This window comes from Funiculus sociatus GB2-C1, assembly GCF_039962115.1.
Classification (GTDB): domain Bacteria; phylum Cyanobacteriota; class Cyanobacteriia; order Cyanobacteriales; family FACHB-T130; genus Funiculus; species Funiculus sociatus.
The window spans coordinates 1-20,163 of record NZ_JAMPKJ010000061.1 but is presented as its reverse complement, the minus strand read 5'-3'; the positions used below and the strand labels follow the sequence as shown (position 1 = coordinate 20,163).

The 20,163-nt window shown below is 45.8% G+C and carries 16 protein-coding genes; 4 read left to right on the top strand and 12 right to left on the bottom strand.

The window, feature by feature from the left end:
* Positions 1 to 425 precede the first annotated feature (425 nt).
* The gene (locus NDI42_RS22590; RefSeq protein ID WP_242017687.1) at positions 426 to 659 is read right to left on the bottom strand and encodes a thermonuclease family protein; all 234 of its coding nucleotides are present in this window, start codon (positions 657 to 659) and stop codon (positions 426 to 428) included.
* Between the two features lie 29 nt (positions 660 to 688).
* Positions 689 to 1,003 (bottom strand): thermonuclease family protein, encoded by a 315-nt coding sequence (locus NDI42_RS22585; protein ID WP_190456672.1) that lies wholly within the window; start codon positions 1,001 to 1,003, stop codon positions 689 to 691.
* Here NDI42_RS22585 and NDI42_RS22580 point away from each other — a divergent pair.
* On the top strand, positions 985 to 2,088 hold the full coding sequence (locus NDI42_RS22580) for a competence protein CoiA family protein (RefSeq protein WP_199311233.1): 1,104 nt from the start codon (positions 985 to 987) through the stop codon (positions 2,086 to 2,088). The genes NDI42_RS22585 and NDI42_RS22580 overlap by 19 nt on opposite strands.
* Positions 2,089 to 2,492: 404 nt before the next feature.
* Here the strand turns inward: NDI42_RS22580 and NDI42_RS22575 are convergent, their stop codons facing one another.
* From NDI42_RS22575 to NDI42_RS22530, 10 genes are all read right to left on the bottom strand, one after another.
* Positions 2,493 to 5,621 carry a type I restriction endonuclease subunit R gene (locus tag NDI42_RS22575; RefSeq protein ID WP_190456670.1) on the bottom strand — a complete coding sequence of 1,043 codons (3,129 nt, stop codon included), beginning with the start codon at positions 5,619 to 5,621 and terminating at the stop codon, positions 2,493 to 2,495.
* Positions 5,618 to 6,823: a hypothetical protein gene (locus NDI42_RS22570; protein WP_190456668.1), complete on the bottom strand. Its 1,206-nt coding sequence runs from the start codon at positions 6,821 to 6,823 to the stop codon at positions 5,618 to 5,620. Before NDI42_RS22570 ends, NDI42_RS22575 begins: the two co-directional genes overlap by 4 nt.
* Positions 6,813 to 8,207, bottom strand: a complete 1,395-nt coding sequence (locus tag NDI42_RS22565; protein ID WP_190456666.1) for a restriction endonuclease subunit S — start codon at positions 8,205 to 8,207, stop codon at positions 6,813 to 6,815. Before NDI42_RS22565 ends, NDI42_RS22570 begins: the two co-directional genes overlap by 11 nt.
* A 97-nt stretch (positions 8,208 to 8,304) precedes the next feature.
* Positions 8,305 to 8,490, bottom strand: a complete 186-nt coding sequence (locus tag NDI42_RS22560) for a hypothetical protein (RefSeq protein WP_348231559.1) — start codon at positions 8,488 to 8,490, stop codon at positions 8,305 to 8,307.
* A 107-nt stretch (positions 8,491 to 8,597) separates the two neighbouring features.
* The gene (locus tag NDI42_RS22555; protein WP_190456662.1) at positions 8,598 to 8,822 is read right to left on the bottom strand and encodes a type II toxin-antitoxin system MqsA family antitoxin; all 225 of its coding nucleotides are present in this window, start codon (positions 8,820 to 8,822) and stop codon (positions 8,598 to 8,600) included.
* Between the two features lie 2 nt (positions 8,823 to 8,824).
* Positions 8,825 to 9,106 carry a DUF4258 domain-containing protein gene (locus tag NDI42_RS22550; RefSeq protein WP_190456660.1) on the bottom strand — a complete coding sequence of 94 codons (282 nt, stop codon included), beginning with the start codon at positions 9,104 to 9,106 and terminating at the stop codon, positions 8,825 to 8,827.
* Between the two features lie 10 nt (positions 9,107 to 9,116).
* Positions 9,117 to 10,697, bottom strand: a complete 1,581-nt coding sequence (locus tag NDI42_RS22545; RefSeq protein WP_190456658.1) for an N-6 DNA methylase — start codon at positions 10,695 to 10,697, stop codon at positions 9,117 to 9,119.
* Positions 10,698 to 10,702: 5 nt separating this feature from the next.
* On the bottom strand, positions 10,703 to 10,939 hold the full coding sequence (locus NDI42_RS22540) for a hypothetical protein (RefSeq protein WP_199311232.1): 237 nt from the start codon (positions 10,937 to 10,939) through the stop codon (positions 10,703 to 10,705).
* Positions 10,940 to 11,099: 160 nt separating this feature from the next.
* Positions 11,100 to 11,735, bottom strand: a complete 636-nt coding sequence (locus NDI42_RS22535) for a hypothetical protein (RefSeq protein WP_190456656.1) — start codon at positions 11,733 to 11,735, stop codon at positions 11,100 to 11,102.
* Between the two features lie 7 nt (positions 11,736 to 11,742).
* Positions 11,743 to 12,003, bottom strand: a complete 261-nt coding sequence (locus NDI42_RS22530; RefSeq protein ID WP_190456654.1) for a helix-turn-helix domain-containing protein — start codon at positions 12,001 to 12,003, stop codon at positions 11,743 to 11,745.
* Positions 12,004 to 12,232: 229 nt separating this feature from the next.
* Here NDI42_RS22530 and NDI42_RS22525 point away from each other — a divergent pair, with 229 nt between their 5' ends.
* The 3 genes from NDI42_RS22525 (at position 12,233) to NDI42_RS22515 (ending at position 19,355) form a co-directional block, all read left to right on the top strand.
* Entirely contained in the window at positions 12,233 to 12,955 is a 723-nt protein-coding gene (locus NDI42_RS22525; RefSeq protein ID WP_190456652.1) for a tyrosine-type recombinase/integrase, read from the top strand.
* A 338-nt stretch (positions 12,956 to 13,293) separates the two neighbouring features.
* Complete coding sequence (locus NDI42_RS22520) at positions 13,294 to 14,604, top strand: P-loop NTPase fold protein (RefSeq protein WP_190456650.1); 1,311 nt, start codon at positions 13,294 to 13,296, stop codon at positions 14,602 to 14,604.
* A 110-nt stretch (positions 14,605 to 14,714) separates the two neighbouring features.
* Positions 14,715 to 19,355 carry a tetratricopeptide repeat protein gene (locus NDI42_RS22515; RefSeq protein ID WP_199311231.1) on the top strand — a complete coding sequence of 1,547 codons (4,641 nt, stop codon included), beginning with the start codon at positions 14,715 to 14,717 and terminating at the stop codon, positions 19,353 to 19,355.
* Positions 19,356 to 20,163 lie beyond the last annotated feature (808 nt).

The window sequence follows — 20,163 nt, the reverse complement described above, 5'->3', positions numbered from 1 at the left end:
GCGATCGCGTTTTCTTTCCTTGATTGCGCGATCGCGTTTTACTCCTTGAGTCCGCGCTCGCGCGCTCAGCACCGACTGCCCCAGCTCGAATCTTAGATTGCTGATTTTCTGCCAGCCAATTTAAGCGCAGCAGAAATTTAAGTGCCTAGGGCATCTATATTTCTGCTGCCTGCTCAGCTGAAACCACTACCTCCATTTCAGCCAAGATAGTCTGTCTAAATGTGTCTTTACGCAGACTATCGTGCCTGAAATGACTATTTTTTCAATGGTCGAGCCCGTCTCACTACTTTTCGCATCCAACCCCATCGCTGTCGCGGTCAAAGCCATGAGGGTCAGGCGGTAGAACCTTGAAATTCCGGTCGGAGATATCCGGGCAATTCAGATCCGGTGGGCCTGGGGGAATACATACGCCTGGATAAGCGGAGCTACAGTTTTGTTGGGCAGATGGGGTTGGTTTGGGATTGGCACTCTTTGGACGGTTGATTACTTACTGATTGCCCGACTCGACGAAAATCCCACGGCATGACTGGTTTACTTTGATTCCAGAATCCCAACTTCTTCTGCTTGGCTTGGGCTTCAGCCTGAAGGTACTGATTCAAGGTAGATGCACAGCCGCTTAGGTACTGGCGATACACGACAGCCTGCCCCTGCTTAACCATTTGCAGGTTTACTGACTGATTTCCAACGATTAGTTCAGCGACAGTCCGTCCATAGCGAACTGACAAGTCAGCGCAACGCTATCGCGCTCAATCTCCCGAATCTGCACAGCCTTACCAGGGGGGAGAAGTTGCTTGAGTTTCGCCGCTGATTGCTGACCCCAAAGGCGCTGTCCTGTTTCTGGTGCATCAATGCAAGCCATCTGAATCGTGACAACCTTCCCTTGGCTCATGACTCGGAGCGTATCCCCATCTCCAAGCCTGACTACTGTTGCTGTGGTTTGCGCGAAAGCTGGAACGCCCGTTAAGACCAGGACTAGGGCGGTGAGTGCTGCGGTTTTATTCATCACACCTTCTCATCTGGGACAGTCCTAGTGTTCCCAGAAAGTGGGACGCGATCGCGTTTATTCAAGGGAGCGTCCTGATTCCATCTGCCGTCGAAGTTAACGATAAATACTTAGTGATTCGCGATATGACTTATGTGTGGCTGCTAAAGTTTGGGGTCAGCGCTGATAATAAATTGGTTGATATTGTTGATGTCCCCAGTGGAAAAAGTGATTTAATTTGCCCCTATTGTGGAGTCAAATTAGTTGCCAAGAAGGGCCAAGTCAAGGAACATCATTTCGCTCATGCCGGGCAGACCTGTCGTTCCGTGACGGTTAAACGAGACTTCCCGGCGCTTCCCCTGTATGACAACTTCAATATTGAGTTATCAGGACAGGCTCTGCAATTGCTCAAAACCCTTTGGTTTTCATGTGGTCAAAATGGCTGGAGCATCCCTTTCTTTGTTGACCTCAAGCCATTAATCAAAGCCAAACTATTACAGAAGAATCCCTATCAAAATCCTCCGGGCTACGAATTTACACAGCTAGGGAAAATTCCAGTAGGAGCGCTGGCTTTAAAAGAATTCAATCAAGTTCAGGAGCCGCTTCTCCTCAAGAAACTATCTGATATAGAACGACAGACAGAGCTTGCTAAAGTCCTTAAATCCCTGGATCTGAAAGAACGTTCAATTGATTTATGGCTTTATCGAACTCAACTCAGAAGAATTCTGAAGCATCGTTTGTACTATTTAGAACTAAAAACTAATAGTGGAACCCTTTATAAAATTGGTGTGACTAAGCGAACAATTGAAGAACGAGTGGTAGAAATTAGGCGGGATTTACGTTGCCATTACAAAAACGTTGAACTTAAGGTACTTGGTACTTGGGAACACAGGGGCAACGTTGAGCTATATTTCAAGCATCGTTACCAGCCCTTTAATTATCGATTAGGCAACCTAACTGAATATTACAAGTTTGGTACTGAGGCGGAGGCAGTATTAAACGATTTGGAACGGATGCACCTCAAATGCCTTAGTCAACTAGAGTCTCATATTTTGGCAGAGGATGATAAGCCAGCACCTGCTATGAGCCAGAGCTATTGTCTGTGAAAAGGGGTCTTTTCACAGATAATCACGTTTCAATCACGATGCCTCAACAACCAAAGTTCAAAGATGACATTAAACCACTAATGTCAACTGATGCTTAAATCCCTGCGAATTGGAAGGGTAAGAAAAAAAAATTCTTACCCTTCATGGTCAGCGATCGCTTTCTGCTCTCGAACTGCTGAAACCCTTATCAGGTAAGACAGTTATCCACTTGGATAACTGATTTTATTTCAATCGCTGCTGGCTGGGCGATCGCATTGGCAAGTGGTCTTACAACCCGTGGGTTCTCTAGAGCTAAAAAATTTTAGGGGACATCCATCAGCGCGGTATACCGCGCTCATCGAGTATTTATAGCTTTTAGGTGGATACAACTTTCTAGTAAATGAGCACGAGGCGATCGCTCTCCCTCAAGCTGCCCAATCCTTGCACAGTAGTTCTGCCTGTTGTAACACCGTCACTGTCGCTTTCTCTTGCTTATCCGGTGGATAGCCATACTTGCGTAGCAGCCGCTTTACTAAGGTTCGCAGCTTCGCTCTCACGCTCTCTTTTACGGTCCAATCAATGGTTACGTTGCGGCGCACTGCCTGCACCAGTTCGCGTGCGATCGCTTTTAATGTTTCATCCCCCAACACTTGCACGGCGCTATCATTGACTTCCAGCGCGTCATAGAACGCCACCTCATCTTCAGTTAACCCCAAATTCTCACCCCGGCTCTGAGCTTCGCGGATTTCCTTGGCAAGTTCAATGAGTTCTGTAAGCACCTGGGCTGTTTCAATCGAGCGGTTCTGGTAGCGTTTAATCGTCTCCTCCAGCATCTGGGCAAAGGAGCGGGACTGGACTAAGTTTTTGCGCGATCGCGTTTTTATCTCATCGTTAATCAGTTTCCGCAGCACCTCTAGGGCTAAGTTCCGGTAGGGTAAGCCCCGCACGTCTTCTAAGAATTCATCCGAGAGAATCGAGATGTCGGGATTCTTCAAACCTGCTGCTGCAAACAAATCCACCACCTGTTCTGAGGCGACGGCTTTGGAGACAATCTGGCGCACGGCTGCATCTAAATCTTCTGGACTTTTGCCGCCTGTTGTGGTGTGTTTTACCATCGCGGCTTTGATGGCTTGGAAAAAACTCACTTCATCGCGAATCGCGATCGCTTCATCCAAGCTGCTGACGAGGGCAAAGGCTTGAGACAGTTCGGTGACGGCTTTGATATAGCGTTGTTTGCCGTCTTCTAACTCTAGGATATGGTTCATTGCGGCAGGGATGACCGAGAGGCGTTCGGTGGGAGTGCCGTTGAAGAATTTGGAGTAGTCGTAGCTTGCCCCCGAAGGGTAGCCTTGGTACATTGCCTTGACGACTTCGTATTTCTCCTGCATGATGTCCAGGGCTACCTCGGCGGGAATGCCTGTTTCTTCTCTGTCGCCTTCGGTGTAGTCGTTAAGGGCTGCTCTTAATTGGTCGGCAATGCCGAGGTAATCGACGACTAAACCGCCTGGTTTGTCTTTGAAGACGCGGTTGACTCTGGCGATCGCCTGCATTAATCCATGACCGCGCATCGGTTTATCGACGTAGATGGTATGCAGACATGGGGCATCAAATCCGGTTAGCCACATATCCCGGACTATCACCAGTTTCATCTCATCGGCGGCGTTTTTAAAGCGTTTGGCAAGGTCTTTTCGTTTCTTTTTACTGCGGATATGAGGTTGCATCTTCTGGTCATCGGATGCTGAACCTGTCATTACGACTTTGATTGTGCCTTTGTCATCGTCGTCATGGTGCCAGTCGGGACGGAGTTTGATAATGGCATTGTAGAGTTCAACGCAAATCCGGCGACTCATGGCAACAATCATCGCCTTACCTTCTATAGTGGCTTGGCGATTCTCGAAGTGTTGAACAATATCTTGAGCGACTTGATTGATGCGTGGTTCTGCACCGACGAGGGCTTCTAATCTTGCCCATTTGCTCTTTAATTTGTCTTTGGTGGTCTGTTCTTCGTCCTCAGTGACTTCTTCAAAGTTGGGGTCAATTTGGGGACGTTCTGATTCGTCTAAATTCAGTTTGGCCAGTCGCCCTTCGTAGTAGATGCGGACGGTGGCTTCATCTTCTACGGCGCGTTGGATATCGTAGATGTCGATATAGTCACCAAAGACGTTCTTGGTATTTCTATCCGCTGATTCAATAGGGGTTCCCGTAAAACCGATAAACGAGGCATTGGGGAGGGCGTCTCGTAAATGTTGAGCGAAACCATAGGAAATATAGGCTTCTGTCTGCTCTTTGTTGGTGGTTACATTGGGTTTAAGACCGTACTGGGAACGGTGGGCTTCATCGGCGATAAAGACAATGTTGCGACGGTCGGAGAGTTCTTGGTACTTTTTCCCCTTCTCCTCTGGGGCGAATTTCTGAATCGTAGTGAAGACGACGCCACCGGAGGCGACTTGTAGCAGTTCTCGTAGGTTTTCCCGGTCTTCTGCTTGCACGGGGGTTTGGCGCAGGAGGTCAGAACAGGTGGAGAAGGTGTTAAACAGTTGGTCGTCTAGGTCGTTGCGGTCGGTGAGGACAACGAGGGTGGGGTTTTCTAGGTCGGGGTGCTGTACGATCTTCCCGGCATAGAATGCCATCGTTAAACTCTTGCCGCTGCCTTGGGTGTGCCAGATGACGCCAACTCGTCTGTCGCCTTCTGGGTTGGTTGCGGTTACGGTGCGAGCGATCGCTTTGTTGACGGCGTGGAATTGGTGGTAGCCTGCCATCTTTTTGGTGATTTTGTCCCCGTCTACTTCAAAGACGATGAAGTGGTGCAGGAGGTCGAGGAAGCGGTGTTTTTCAAAGATGCCTTTGATGATGACTTCGAGTTCGGCGGTGCCTTTGGGGACGATAGTTTCTCCATCAATCGTGCGCCAAGGCATGAACCATTCCCAGTCGGCGGTGAGAGTGCCGACTCTGGCTTCGGTGCCGTCTGATACGATTAGGATTTCGTTATAGGGAAATAGGATAGGGATGTCGTTTTTATAGGTTTGGAGTTGGTTGAATGCGCCTCTAATGGTGGCGTTTTCATCAGTAGGGTTTTTGAGTTCGATTACTCCTAAAGGTAAGCCGTTGATGAAGATAACGACATCGGGACGGCGGTTATTTTTATTTTCAATAACTGTAAATTGATTGGCGGCTAACCAGTCGTTGTTGTTGGGGTTGGTAAAGTCAATTAACCAGACTTTATCGTAGATGGTGCGATTTTCGGCTTGATATTCGACATCAACGCCATCAGTGAGGAGTTTGTGGAAGCGGCGGTTGTTTTCAAATAGGCTGGGGGTATCGGTGCGGGTGACTTTGCGGATAGCTTCTTCTATCGCGTCGGGTGGGATTTTATTGTTGATGGTTGCTAAGGCGGAACGGAGGCGGTCAATTAGGACAATATCGGCGTAGGTTTGCCGTTCTGAATTGGGGGAATCGGGGGCAATTTCGGAGGCATGGATGGGAGTGTAACCTAAACCTTCAAGCCATTTAAGAGTTGCTTCTTCGACAACGGATTCGGTGAAGTTCGCAGTCATTGAGGCACATTGAAAGCTAGAGTTGTCAGGATAAGTTCGCGATTCACATCATCAGGGTGGTGAAGCACACACCGAAACCCAGTTTCAGAATCATAAGGAACTTCCCTTTTGAAGTTTGAATGAGACTTAATTATCTCTGGAATCTGTTTCACCACGTTTGAAAAGTCTTTGTTCCGGTTAAATATTAGCAGTGCAATTTTCGTATCTCGCCAGGAAGTATAACCGAGCAGTTGTTCGAGGGTTTCTTGTAACTTTTCTTTTCCGCCCCAAAATTTACACTCTCCTATGAAAATATTCTTTCCTTCGACACGAATTAAAATATCTGTTTTCCCACTTAAGTTAAAAGTTTCTCCAGTAGCCTGACCCTCATACTGACCATTAAGCTGGACAAGAAAATGTTGCCGGATATCTTCTTCTCCCATACCCTTAAATGCTCGGGGACTTCTTTCCATTACCATGACCATATTAGAAATAACAGAAAGGATATGTTCGTACTCCTGCATATCTAAGGTGGGTTCAGGCACAAAGGGAGCCATATCCGTAGAAGGTCGGGAAATAGAAACCTTTCTTCTTACTGTTTGTACAACATAAGTTTGCGGTGCATCATCCCTTCGTTTCAAGGGAAATCCCAAAGCAGCTACTAAATCCCGATCGTTGAGAAGTTTTTGTCGGCGTATTTCAATTCGAGTTTGTGCTTTCGTGCGAACCGAATCATTAAAGGGTGAAACCTGTGCTTCTATCCAATTTAGAAATCGCTTAATCTGGACTAAATCCTGTGTAAAGGCTGACTCAACGGCTTTGACATGGTGATTTGTTTGTGTATAACTTAGGATAATTTCATCCTGATTAACTATTGCATCTGGTGTGGGAGTTTCGCTATAGCGCGGTTCATACCTAAACAAATTTCTCTCCCCTTCAAATGGAATAAAAATGATAATTTCAGTTCCTGTTACAGAAGTATTCCTACCGTAGTCGTTCAAACGAACTTTAACTTCTCTGGAATCAGTTTTAATCTTTTCTTCGATTAGTTTGGGTACTTCAAGTTTGTAATTATGCTCAAAGTAATCGCACCAGTCATGCACACTTGTGTTAAGTAAGGAGTTTTCATCAATACTGTCTATTTCTGCCAACATCTTCTGTTCTTGGTTTTGCAAAACAGCAGATAAGCTAGATTCATAAAATAAAGGTCTTTTACTTTCCATATGCTGCCATCTCCGCTAACTTCTCAGCATCCTTTAATTGAATTTTACCAGATAGCAACTTTGGTATTAGTATATCGCGAGTTCTGGAGAGAGTGCGGGCTTCTTTTTCGTTATTCGCTATTTTTTTATCTATCACTTTAACTTGATTATCAAAAAAATTAACAATTGCAGCAAGAGGAATAATTAACTTAATTTCCTGCATTTCTTTTCTAGTCACAGATGCGTATATCGTGCCAGTTCCTATGGAGTCTTCCTCTTTAAAGGTGTGGAACAAGTGATACAACAGGAAGGATTGGTAATTTTGGTTATGTCTGATAGCTGAAAGACCACGACCTATTATGATTTTTTTATCAGCTACATTAATTCGTCCCACTGGGGCGCGAACGCTAAACAGAATATCTCCTGTATTAGCTGTTCGCTCAGACACACTACAGAACGTTTTATGAGTCGGAAAACGAGTTCCAAAGTTTGTTACACCCTGGTGAAATGGCAGTCCATCCCCGGTTACGTTATAAAATTCAGACTTGGGCGACTGTCCCATTGTTAAACGACATTCTGTTTCTATCGTCCCTACTTTCCACCCTTTCGGAATCTTCCCCAGATGTGACTCCTCAAACTCATCAGGGAAAAGATCAGCCGTTGCAGCGTCCATCCCTACTGGCTGGCTGCCGTCCATCTTTGCGCGAACGGGGTCAAAATCCACAAACCAGGATTTGAAGATTGCCCGTGCGATCGCTTCCAGCGTCCGGTTCATCTGCTGGTTCAGCTCGATTTTGTCGTCTAGTGAGGAGAGGATACGTGCGATGGCACGCTGTTCCTGGATAGGTGGAAGGCAAACGTGAAATGCCTTCACTTCGGGATAGTAAATGGTTTGGTGTGTTGTTCCACTTGCGAACCTCCAAAGGCTCTCGTGTTCAGCTATTAGAATAGCCTTCAGGAATTGAGGCTCAATCCCATCACTACAAACCCAGTTCACGAAATCTTGGCTTGTAGCCATTGGTCTTCCCATGACCGTGACGTATCCAATAGAGGCTGTGCGAGACAGACAAACCGTGTTCTTCGGCAAAAGGCGAGCGGATGAGTTTGCTAATCCAAGTTCGGTAACGTGCTGATATGTGTCGTTGATTGTTCGCCCGTGGTTGTCTACGGCATCCTTGATGCCAATCCACGGAACCTCTCCGTCCCAGTATTCTGGATGCCTGCGACTTGGCGTGTGTCCACTCTCTAGTCGGGCAACATCGCTAAGCTTAGTCCATTTCCATCCTGGCGGTGTTGGCAAAGCAGGATGCCCAACCGAAAGAGCGAACCGACCAGGGATGACACCTGTGCTTGCCTCACGTCCCTTCGTTCTGCTCGGAACCGCCAACAGATATTCAGCCTCCATAACTCATTCCCTGTAGATTCAACCAAATCTCCTTCTCTCACCGCACCAACTTTTTAAACTGCTTCTCCAACTTCACCTTCAACTACTGCATCTTCCCTCACTCCCAACTTGGCTCTGTACTTTTCCTGAGTAAATCCTCCACTGACACCTGACAATCTGGAAATTCCAAAGGTGCGACTAAATCCGATGCCAACACAACGGAGTTAGCATAACCCTCTGCCTTTGGCTCCCGAAACACAGATAATTGACGGGCATTGACATCCAAAATCCAATACTCCCTGATTTTGGATCGCGAAACGCTGCTGCATCAGCGAAGCCCTTGGCGTTAGGCAGATCGCCCATAAATAAGCAGGTGCTTTCAGTTGCAACCCTCATATTTCTTGAATAGCTCTATGCAGCATAGCGGATAATTTCAACTTCCGCCCCATTACTAACAGCCACCTCAGCCCGTTCTAAGACCTGCTCAGTAATCACATCGCTCAAATAGTATTCCCCACAATTAACACAAACCTCGGCTGGTACTCGCTTAATAATCACAATGCTTTCATCCCGTTCTAAAGTCACAGTGACTAAACCCGACTGTGTTTCTCCATGCTTGCAAATTACACACCTCATTTTTATCTCCGGTTTCTAAAGTTATTTATCCAAAGATTCGGGTTAGGAATATAAGCCGTTACCACATATCCTGTCTCTGTAGATTCATCATAGGAAAATACAACATGAATCGGCTTACCCTCTACAAAATCCAATAAAAGATAACTAGGAAACGGCGTATCATCTGGATTTTCTTCTATCACTTCCCCATAAGCAACAACAGCTTGCACGTCACCTTTACTAATCCGGCGAAGAAACATCTGTTGGATAGCATGACGTGAAAAAACTAGATTTTGACAATCCATGATTTACTGTTTAGCACCCATAACCTAAACCGCTGAGATTATCTCGAATCTCTGCTTCCAGTTTTGCACTCAGGGCAAACTGCTCCTCTAACTTCGCCGTCAGCAGCAGCATCTTTTCCTCAAACGGCTCATCATCATCTTCAATTTCCTCTGCCCCCACATACCGCCCCGGCGTGAGAACATACCCGTGAGCCTTAATCTCCTCCCAATTGGCACTCTTGCAGAACCCCGGCACATCCTGATACTCACCCGCGTCCTGCTCACCCCGCCAAGCGTGGTAAGTTTGAGCAATCCGGGCTATGTCATTCTCGGTCAATTCCCGGTGTACGCGGTCAATCAACACCCCCAGCTTCCGCCCATCAATAAATAACGTCTCCCCACTGCGATCACGAAACTTCCCATTCCGCTTATTCCGTGCCAAGAACCACAAACAAGCCGGAATCTGGGTGTTGTAGAACAACTGCCCCGGTAGCGCTACCATGCAGTCTACTAAATCTGCATCAGCGATCGCTTTGCGAATCTCCCCCTCACCCGACTGATTGGAACTCATCGACCCATTCGCCAACACAAACCCCGCTATCCCATTCGGGCTGAGATGGTGAATAATATGCTGCACCCAAGCATAGTTCGCATTGCCCGTATGAGGTGAGCCATACTGCCAGCGTCCGTCTTCCCGCAGGCGTTCCCCTCCCCAATCGCTCATATTGAACGGGGGGTTAGCCAGGATAAAATCAGCCTTCAGGTCTTTGTGCAAGTCATTATGAAAGGTATCGGCATTCTGGGAACCCAGATTCCCCTCAATCCCCCGAATTGCCAGATTCATCTTGCACAGCTTCCACGTCGTCGGGTTAGATTCCTGTCCGTAAATCGACAAATCGCCAATCCGTCCCCCGTGCGCCTGGACAAACTTTTCTGACTGGACAAACATTCCCCCAGAACCGAAGCAGGGGTCATAAATCCGCCCCTTGTAAGGCTCAATCATCTCCACCAGCAACTGCACGACACAGCGCGGCGTGTAAAACTGTCCTCCCCTCTTCCCCTCGGCACTGGCAAACTGACCCAAGAAGTATTCGTAAACGCCCCCCAGGATATCCTTAGAACGGTTCTCCGAATCCCCCAGACCAATTTTCCCTACCAGGTCGATGAGTTCTCCCAACAGCCGTTTATCTAGGGCAGGCTTACCGTATTCTTTAGGCAGCACTCCTTTGAGAGACGGGTTCGCTTTCTCGATCTCATTCATCGCCTCATCGAGTAACTGACCGATAGTGGGCTGTTTAGCATTACTCTGCAAAAACGACCACCGCGCCTCTTTCGGAACCCAAAAGATATTCTCAGCCGTGTATTCGTCCCGGTCTTCAGGGTCAGCGTACTCTTGGGCCTCTAACTTGTCGTAGAGTTCCTGAAACGCATCAGAAATGTACTTGAGGAAAATTAGCCCCAGGACAACGTGCTTGTATTCCGCCGCGTCCATGTGACCCCGCTGCTTATCCGCCGCCGCCCACAGGATTTCCTCAAAGCCTAACTTGGCACCGTTACTGCTCTTTGCACCGTTACCGTTGGTCTTACTACTTGTCGATTTGGGGCGTGGCACTCTTCCTAATCCTCAAGATATTCTGCGATCGTTGTTAAATCGTCCATTGCTCGATTCAACCGATTTATCATAGCTTCTGCCACTTCGCTTGGAGCATTGACCGTCTCCAACCTTGAGCGCAAATGACGGTCTAAGGCTTCAACCCACAGTGACACCTCTGTATTTTGAATGGCAGCTAATAGTCCCATGTTGGTCAGGACAGCTAAATGAAACCCAGTTTGGTCTTGTCCTCCGTAGCCCATGTAGCCGTTTCTCAGTTCCAGCTTCTAGGCGGGTGTATTCTGCATACTGGTCAAAAGTGATGCCAGTGGGTTCACGCCTGGGGTTGTGGCAAGTGATGCCAGTGGGTTCACGCCTGGGGTTGTGGCAGTGGTGGGTTAGATTGCATCATGGCGACAGTTATTAAGTAAAGTCTCTTCTAATTTTTGCGATCGCTTGATTTAATCCCTGACTATGAATCCAACCCACATAACCCCCGTAAATCATTCGGTCATTGCCATCAGCTAAGAAAACATGGTCAACTCCCACTGGGTTCTTCCAGGTTCTTACCGCTGTCCCATCCCTCAGCCGCATAATTGGATTAGCGCTTTTGAAATCCCTATGGTGTGCAGGAGTAATTCCAGGGACACTTTGTAAGATAGCGATCGCTTGAGTGGTGATATCTGTAATGTAAGCATCTGCTACAGTTGCACAACCACACCCATCTGTGACAGTGCTTCTGAGCCTATCCTTGATGTCACCGTCAAATAGGGATAAAGAATTAATCTCTTCTAGAAGCTTTCCATGTGGCTCCTGAAGTCGTCTAGTGCAATAAACCGCTGTTAAAAAATCCTCAAGTCCTACCTTTGCTAAGGCATCGGTAATCAATCCGGTGAGTCCTAAGACTGCAATCCCGCCCAACATTCCTGCTGGACCACCTAAGAAAGCTAAAGCTGCTGTGATAGCAGCGGCACCTGTTAAACCTGTAGCTGCCATTGTAATGACTAGAATGACTCCTGGTAATCCTAAAGCTGCTACTTTTTTGACGACTTCATCCATTGGTGATTCACCTCAATTCCTGCTCAAGAGGCACTGACTTTGGGAAATACTGACCCAACAAGTCCCTTCCCCAATCTCCCATCTCCCGCAGTTGCGCCTCAATCTGCTTGAGAACTATCGCTAAAGGTCGAGTGCGCCCATTTTTCCAACGGTTCACCGATTGGAATGAAACCCCCAGCTTTTGTGCAAACTGCAATTGAGTCAGCCCTAAATGATATCTAGTTTCACGCACCAGTGCAGCGATTTCTAGCCCATTAGACACGGGCATGACAAGAATGCCTCCCAAGCTTTCTCAATCGAGCCTAACCATTGAGACGCTGCATCTCAAATGGTATATTTACTGATTTTTCGTTCAGTCTGCTTTTAATCAAGCTTTGAGATTACGCTTGATAAGGTAGGTTGCACTCCAGTTGGAGCCAATTGGCTCAGGGTTAATTACACTCTTCCAAGCTACCCCCAAATCGTGGTAAATCATTGGGCATCGATGGGTAGTTTCAATGAAAATAGATCGGCACGGTCAAGCCAAGATTTTATCTGTAGCAGAAATCCAGTTGCTGTTCAATTCCGGTTTCCAAACCGAACGCGATCGCGCTTTATTCGGGATCTGCCTTTACACCGGCTGTCGCATCCGGGAAGCCTGTACCTTGAAAACAGGTGATGTCTACGATCGTAAAGCAATCGTCCGACCCGATTTAATTATTCGCAAAGGAAACACCAAAGGCAAGCTAGCAACTCGCTGCATCCCAGTCATCGAAGAATTGCGGTCACTATTAGTTGACTACTACCCCACACCCCGAACCTGGTTCTTATTCCCCGGTCGCCACGGTCACGGACACCTCAACCCAGACTCCGCCGCCAGAATTTTAAGAGACGCTTGCCTGCACCTGGGAATAGAGGGAGCCAGCACTCACAGCTTCCGACGCACAGCCTTGACCCAGATGAGCGATGCGGGCATCCCGTTGCGAGTCATTCAAGAAGTGTCCGGGCACCGCAACTTAGAAGAATTGCAAAAATACTTGGAAGTGCGCCCAGAACAAGTCAGAGGAGCCGTATCAGCCTTATCAATGCTCTCCTACGCCGGGAAAAGACGGTATGACGATGTAGAAACGGATCGGGTACTAAGGCGATCGCCAGTTGAGAAATGTATATATTCCGACTTGAAGGAAAATCCTCCCTCAACTCCAATAGAGGGTTCTGGTTTTACTGGAAAGGATTCCTGAATCCCTGCTCTGAAAGACCTAACAACGCAGGTGGCTCAGATGGATCTACGTCCGAGCGAGAAATGGTGCAATAGCGAAGCGCTGGTGCGAAGCGCAGATCGCTCTCACCAATCATTTTTGAGTGTTCTACAAACGTTAAGTGTACAGGTTTTTGGAAGGCTAAGTTATTACCTCGATTAATTTTTTACTAGGCTTGATGGCTAAAAAACCCATTATTTATCTGTGTTTCAGCTTTCAATTGAGCTGGAAGCCTATACTTGAGCCATAGAAGCCTCGGCTATACTTGCCTCAAGCGGGTATGACCCGAAACATGATTTGCCTAGTCAAAAGTCATCACAATGAGTGACACAAAATTTTGGAAGCCGGTTTACCAACTTTTCAAGCCAGAGGAACCACTAACTCAAGCTGAAGATTTGAGAGATTTTTATGTCCAGCGAGCTAACAGTCCTGTAGAGGATTTGATCAATGCGTTAGAGATGGAAGATGATCCTGCCAAGTTTTTATTAGCAGGTCACAGAGGTAGTGGCAAAAGTACAGAACTGCGACTACTGCAAGACAAGTTAAAGGAGAGCTACACCGTTATCTGGATCGATACTGAAACGGCTCTTGAGCGCTATAACATTGGCTATGCTGAGGTTGTGGTACTCATCGGTCAGGAAATTTGTCGCCAAGCGATCCAACCTGGTTGGTGGTCGAAAAAGGATGAACGATTGCTTAAAGCTTTGGAAGACAGCCTAAAATTAGTCATTTATTCAGATAAAAAAGATGAAGTTGATGGGCTTGAGCTTCCAGAAGTGCTGAAGAAGATGGGCATGACTCTCAAGCAGGGAATAACCAGAGAAATGACCAAAAGCCTAAATATCCGTCCTGTGTTGAGTGAAGTTATTACCAAAGTTAACGATATTATCAAAGCAGCAGAGAAAGATAGAAAACAAAAGTTACTGGTACTCGTAGATGGTCTTGATCGCCATGATGAAAAGACCGCTCTGGAAATGTTTTCTAGCCCCCTTCTGGCTGAGTTAGACTGCCACATTATTTATGCAATTCCAATCTCACTCAGATACTCACCCAGCTTTCGCCAGCCGATGCAAAGCTTTCAAAAATGTTTAGATTTGACTAATCCGTCAGTTTTTGAGTGCGATCAAAATTTATGCCCAACTGCAAATCCTAATCGAGTGGGACGAGATATTCTTATCAAGGTGATTAACAAGCGGTTGGCACGGCTAGATGCTAGTCATAAAGGTATATTTAATACTGATGCACTGGAGCTAATTTGCGAAAAGAGTGGTGGAGTTATCAGGGACTTAGTGCGACTAGCTCGGACTGCCTGTGGAGTTGCTTTGAGGAAAAATTTGCTTTATGTGGACTTAGATACCGCTAAGGAAGCTGTACAAGAAGACCGTAAAGAATACAATCTAAGTGACTATCATTTTCCAGAACTGGATACTGTCCATCTTACAGGCCGCTTAACTACTAACACTCACAGCCTACCTAGCAAAGGCCAATTTGTTATTTGTGATGAGCTTTTGCAGAATAAGTTTGTGTTAGGTTACTACGATACCAGTCGGAAATCATGGTTTGATATAAATCCGATTCTCTCGGAGGATTTAGAACGTTGGCAAGCTTTAAATCCTCCACAAAATCAATAGATATCTCCCTAAAAGAACCTGGAATCCTTTGACTGAGTAGCCTGAAATTAGATTTCAGGAAAAGTCTAATAGTGGTTTATTTCTCACCAAAAAATTCCGAGTCTTAGCTAATGGAAATTGCTTCTAACGAATCCACTTATTCTCTAAACGAAGCTGACCAGGCAGAGTTAAGTAAGCTAGTTAGTGTTATAGAATTGTCTAGTGGCACAACCACTATTTTCGCTGTTGCACCAGAGAGTGGACCCCAGCATCCGGTTGTGGAACAACTCAAGTCTCTTTTATTAGACAGCGATGAGGATTTTCAATTTCAGAACTTTTTCTATAGTGATAACTCGCTACATAGTTTTCTCTACAGTTTAGATGAAGTTGACCAGCAAACTTCTCAAGCCGAACTTAAGGTAGTCATGGCTTTTGGACTCGATCAGCTACCTACGCCGCGAATGGTGCGTGAGATGAAGCAGTTGAATCTGGGTAGAGAGTCACTGTTTGGTCGTGAATTGGTACTGATTTTTTGGCTTAGTCAGGTCGAATTTTTAGAGGAGTTTCGGAATCGTGCGCCAGATTTTTGGGATTGGCGAGGTAAGGTGGTGACGTTCAAGGCTCACCCAGTCATCAATCCCTTGTTTTATCCATATCTAGAGTGGCTGATTGCAGAAAATTCCTATCTCAAAATCAGCAGCGTAATGCAGGTGCAGCGGCAAGTAGATATTTTTCTGGATCAAATTTATGTTTCGTTGCAAGCAGTACGACGACAGCAGATTAAGGACATTTCAGAGCAAGGTCAGGGAGAACTTGAAATAGCTACATCTCGCCAAGGTGAACCAAGGCACAGGCGAAAAATTAGCAATTCTAACCCTTATGACTTGTATGAACCTTGCGATTACAAACCCATTGTACTAAACCCAGTACCCGTTTCTACTAGCACCATAACGGTGACGCAAAAGGTTGATTTATCTGAGGCGGTACGAGAGAACCATTACAGCGTGATTCTAGGCGCTCCAGGTGCAGGAAAGACGACGCTACTACGCTATCTAGCGCGGCATTTTGCTGTGGCTAAGCGTGATGGCAGGGGGACTGTTCTAGGTAACGAAGTGCAAGAGGAATTAGGAAAACCTCTCTTACCAATATTCTTTCGTATTGCAGACTATGCGGAGCGACTGAAGGAGCAACCCGACTTGAACCTTTTGGACTATCTAGGCCAATTCTACCGCCACTGGGAAGCTCACTTTAAGGATGAGGCGGAGGCAGAAGCAAGAACAGAGTTAGCCGCACTTCTATTAGAACAGATGCGTCAAGGGCAGTGCTTGATACTACTGGATGGGTTGGATGAGGTATTCGATCAAGAGAGCCGCAGGCAGATTGTAGAACGAATTAATCAGTTCGTGGAGAATTACTCTGCAAACAAGTTTGTTGTTTGCAGCCGGATTGCTGGATATCGGGATGTGAAACTCACTGAACGCTTTGTTGAGTTCACCATTGAAGATATGGGAACTCAACAGGTGGAGAAGTTTCTATATCGCTGGTGTCGGTCAATTGAACGAGCACAGCAGCCAGATGCTAGCGAGGAGCAATGGCAAACGGAAGGAGATGCCCAGGCACAAGAGATTTTAGAAAAGATCAAAGCCAACGAGGGTGTGAAGCGTCTGACAGCTAACCCCCTGCTCTTGACAATTCTGGCACTGATTCACCGCAATGGTGCGGATCTGCCGAATCGTCGTGTGGAACTTTACGCTTTGGCGGTGAAGACGTTGACCGAAACTTGGCAGCTCGGAAAGAAGTTGCCTGACGCGCCGAGAGTAGTGCTTAAAGAAAATGATGTGGTGGAGCTTTTGGCTCCGCTAGCTTACTGGATGCATGAGGAGAAGCCTTCGGGTTTGGTCACTCAGGCGGAAGTGGAAGAACAACTGGCAGCGCAATTGGCGGAACTGAACGATGTTGACCCGGATTCAATCTCGGTGCGACAGGCGGTGGAGCAATTTCTGCGGAAGGTGCGGGAAACAACAGGTCTATTTGTGGAACGAGCGCCCGGAGTCTATAGCTTTATGCACCTTACATTTGAGGAGTATTTTACTGCACTTCATATTGCTAATACCGACGATATCAGTGAGACACTAAACCTCATCCGTTCTCATCTGCATGAACCGCGTTGGGATGAACCAATTTTACTAGCTTTAGGCTACTTAAGTAAATTTTTTTCCAAACGGGTAAATAAGTTAATAGAGCAGATTTTCAATAGTCTTGATGACTATAATCCAGCAATTGAATGTGGCGATATCAAAATTAAAAATGGCTCATCACAGGATGTTGTATTGAGCTTCCCCATAATCAGTGAGAACTCAATAGTTAAATACAAACAGTCTGCCTCAGTCTTAAAAAATCTGATGTTTGCAGGCCAGATACTAAGTCAAGTTGATGTGAATTCCCGTGTCCGATTAAGGTTACTTGACAAGCTAGTACTTACATATCTAGGATTACCTGAACTCTGTGGCACTGACACCGAAGATAATATAACCAATCAAATACTGAGGTTGCTCCGCCAAATTGAAGCTTTTACTCAGAACGGTGAAGTAATGGATTGCCTAAAAAGACTAGGTAATAATCTATTGCTACCTGAATGGAAACGGATGAAAGTTCAGTTAGCTTTGTTACATATTGGTTGTGGTGAAACTGGCACGGCTCTAATCAGCTATATAACTGACGTGGTTGAGCAGTTAAATCCATTTATGTTTGGATTCGTCATTGTAACGTGTCAAAATCTGGGCGAAGAATTGAGTCGTGCTCTGGAAAAAACTAGACAAAACGCAACAACTGAGCAAACGGCTCAACAGCATCTTAGCTTTATAAGCGCGCTGTCCTACATTCGCGAAGACCACTACGCTCAAGCAATTTCTCTACTAGAAGAGCTTATCCAACAGTACAGCGATAATTTCAAACCTTTTATGCTTTGGGCATTAGCTGTATGTTATTGGGAGAAGAATGAGTGCGCTCAAGCACTAAATTATTACCAACAAGCTTTTAAGCACTTACAGTTAACCCCTGAGCAAAACGTTTTGTGTTGCTTTTGGCAATGGTGTAGTGCTTGTTATTTATCACATCGAAAATATAAGCAGTCATTAGAATGCTGCAAACGAGCATTGACTATAGCTCAAATACTTAAATGGTCTAATGGTGAAGCGTATCTTCTAGATTACATGGTAACAATCTATAGAGCTTGCAAAAATTATGAACAAGCAGTGGAATATTGCCAGAAGAAACACGATTTTCACCAGCAGCTCGGTCAAGAGCAGGATGCAGCGAATCAGTGGTACAGGATGGCTGAGTGCTATCGAGAATTCGGCAAATATGAGCAAGCAGTGGAGTTTCAGCAGCACTGTCTGGCACAACGTCAAAAGCTAGAAGACAAATTAGATGTAGCTTTGGCGTACTATCAATTAAGTAGCATCTATAGAGAATGGGGCAAATATGAGCAAGCATTGGGGTGTATGGAACAGTGCTTGACAATACGCCAGAAGCTTGATGACCAAACGAACCTAGCTAGTGTCTACTATCAGCTAGGTTGTATCTATAAAGATTGGGGGAAATATGAACAAGCGATTACCTACTACCAACAAAGCCGTGAGCTTTACGAGCAGTTAGGTCAAGAGAAGAATGTAGCTATTCAGTGGTACAACCTAGCTGATTGCTATCGAGAATGGGGCCAATATGAGCAAGCATTGGAGTGTATGAAACAGTGTTTGACAATATGCCAGAAGCTTGATGACCAAACGAAGATAGCTAGTGCCTACTATCAGCTAGGTTGTATCTATGAAGATTGGGGGAAATATGAACAAGCGATTACCTACTACCAACAAAGCCGTGAGCTTTACGAGCAGTTAGGTCAAGAGAAGAATGTAGCTATTCAGTGGTACAACCTAGCTGATTGCTATCGAGAATGGGGCCAATATGAGCAAGCATTGGAGTGTATGAAACAGTGTTTGACAATATGCCAGAAGCTTGATGACCAAACGAAGATAGCTAGTGCCTACTATCAGCTAGGTTGTATCTATAAAGATTGGGAGAAATATGAACAAGCGATTACCTACTACCAACAAAGCCGTGACCTTTACGAGCAGTTATATAAGGATGAGAACGTGGCTAGATGTTGTAGGCAACTTGGTAACAGCCAACGCTTGTTAGCCAAAAATACCCTAGCCAGATCAGAAACCCTTGACTTATTGGCACAGGCTGAGCAAAACATCCGTCAAGCTATCCAACTAGATACCGCGGGCGACTACAAAGAAAATCTAGCCTACGACTACATGACCCTCGGCTTACTCTGGTCAGAACGCCTGCGCTTGTTGCTTGGCGATCACCAATTCCTGCAAGAATTAATTACCCAATTCGAGGAATACTATAACACTGGCTTAAGGTATTTCACCGAACTGGGACAGACAGTGAATCAAGCTGATAAAACTCTCGATATGGCTCGCGCTTATCTGGAAGTCAACGTCCTAGAAGGCCTTGACCGAGCTGAAGAACTAGCTCACAAATCACTCCAAGTTTTTCAGGACTACAACCGCCGGAAGCTCGAAGCAGCAACTCATAAGCTCTTAGGCGAGATATACCTCAGCCACGGCCAGCGTAATCAACCCAGTGCCGAGACAACTGCTTACCAGTTTTTTGCTGAGAGCCTGAAAATCTACCGTGAGCTTGACCTCAATGAAAAAGCCATCGAGGTAGACCAGCTAATGTATCCAGAAAATTATTCCTAAGCTAGCTGAAGTGCTGATTCAGTCTTTGTAGAAGATAGAAACACCATTCTTCAATATCCCTATAAGAGGAGCGATGAGGTAGTCAACGTAATTGCCTTTCCTGCTGTCTCCACTTCAAATCCCTACCCAATCAAATATCTGCCAGTTTTTGCGATCGCGCTTTTAGGCTGAAAATCTAACCCATGTTAGCAAATCGTGTAACCAACATAACCTGGCCCTGTGTCTAACCGTTAGACACGGGGTTAAACGCTAAGACTCACCAAGCTGCTTGTCAACGGCTTACAAATTGCATCCAGTGACATAGGAATTACTTGCCACCCGCTTTTAAAGATGTGATCGCCTCTATTAAAGGAAATCTACAGCAGTGATCGCACTGATTGATACTTCTGACTCACTTTCTTTTCCATCGTCAAATAGACGTGAGCTATCGCTCGAAGCTTTTGAGGTTTTCTCGCAAACAACCGTTTATAAGACAGTTTTTTTGAGTTGACGCAACGCGCCTCAAATCCAGAGATATCGTGTCTCATAACCCGTATTTTTATCTATGTCTCATGAGATAATTAATGAATGAGTTATGAGATATTTTTAATGAAAATTGAATATTGCCGGGTTTCATCCAATGACCAAATGTCGTCTTAACAAATTGTTGTCGTTGAGCGTTTCTATCGCTACCAAAGCCTAGATATATTTGGATAAAGAAAAGCTGGAGTTAAGACAAGTATGGCTTTAAAGAGGAATCCTTACCAAAGTGTTACTTAGCCCAAAACCCCTACTGTAAAAGATTTGAAAGGTTTTTGGATTAACGACA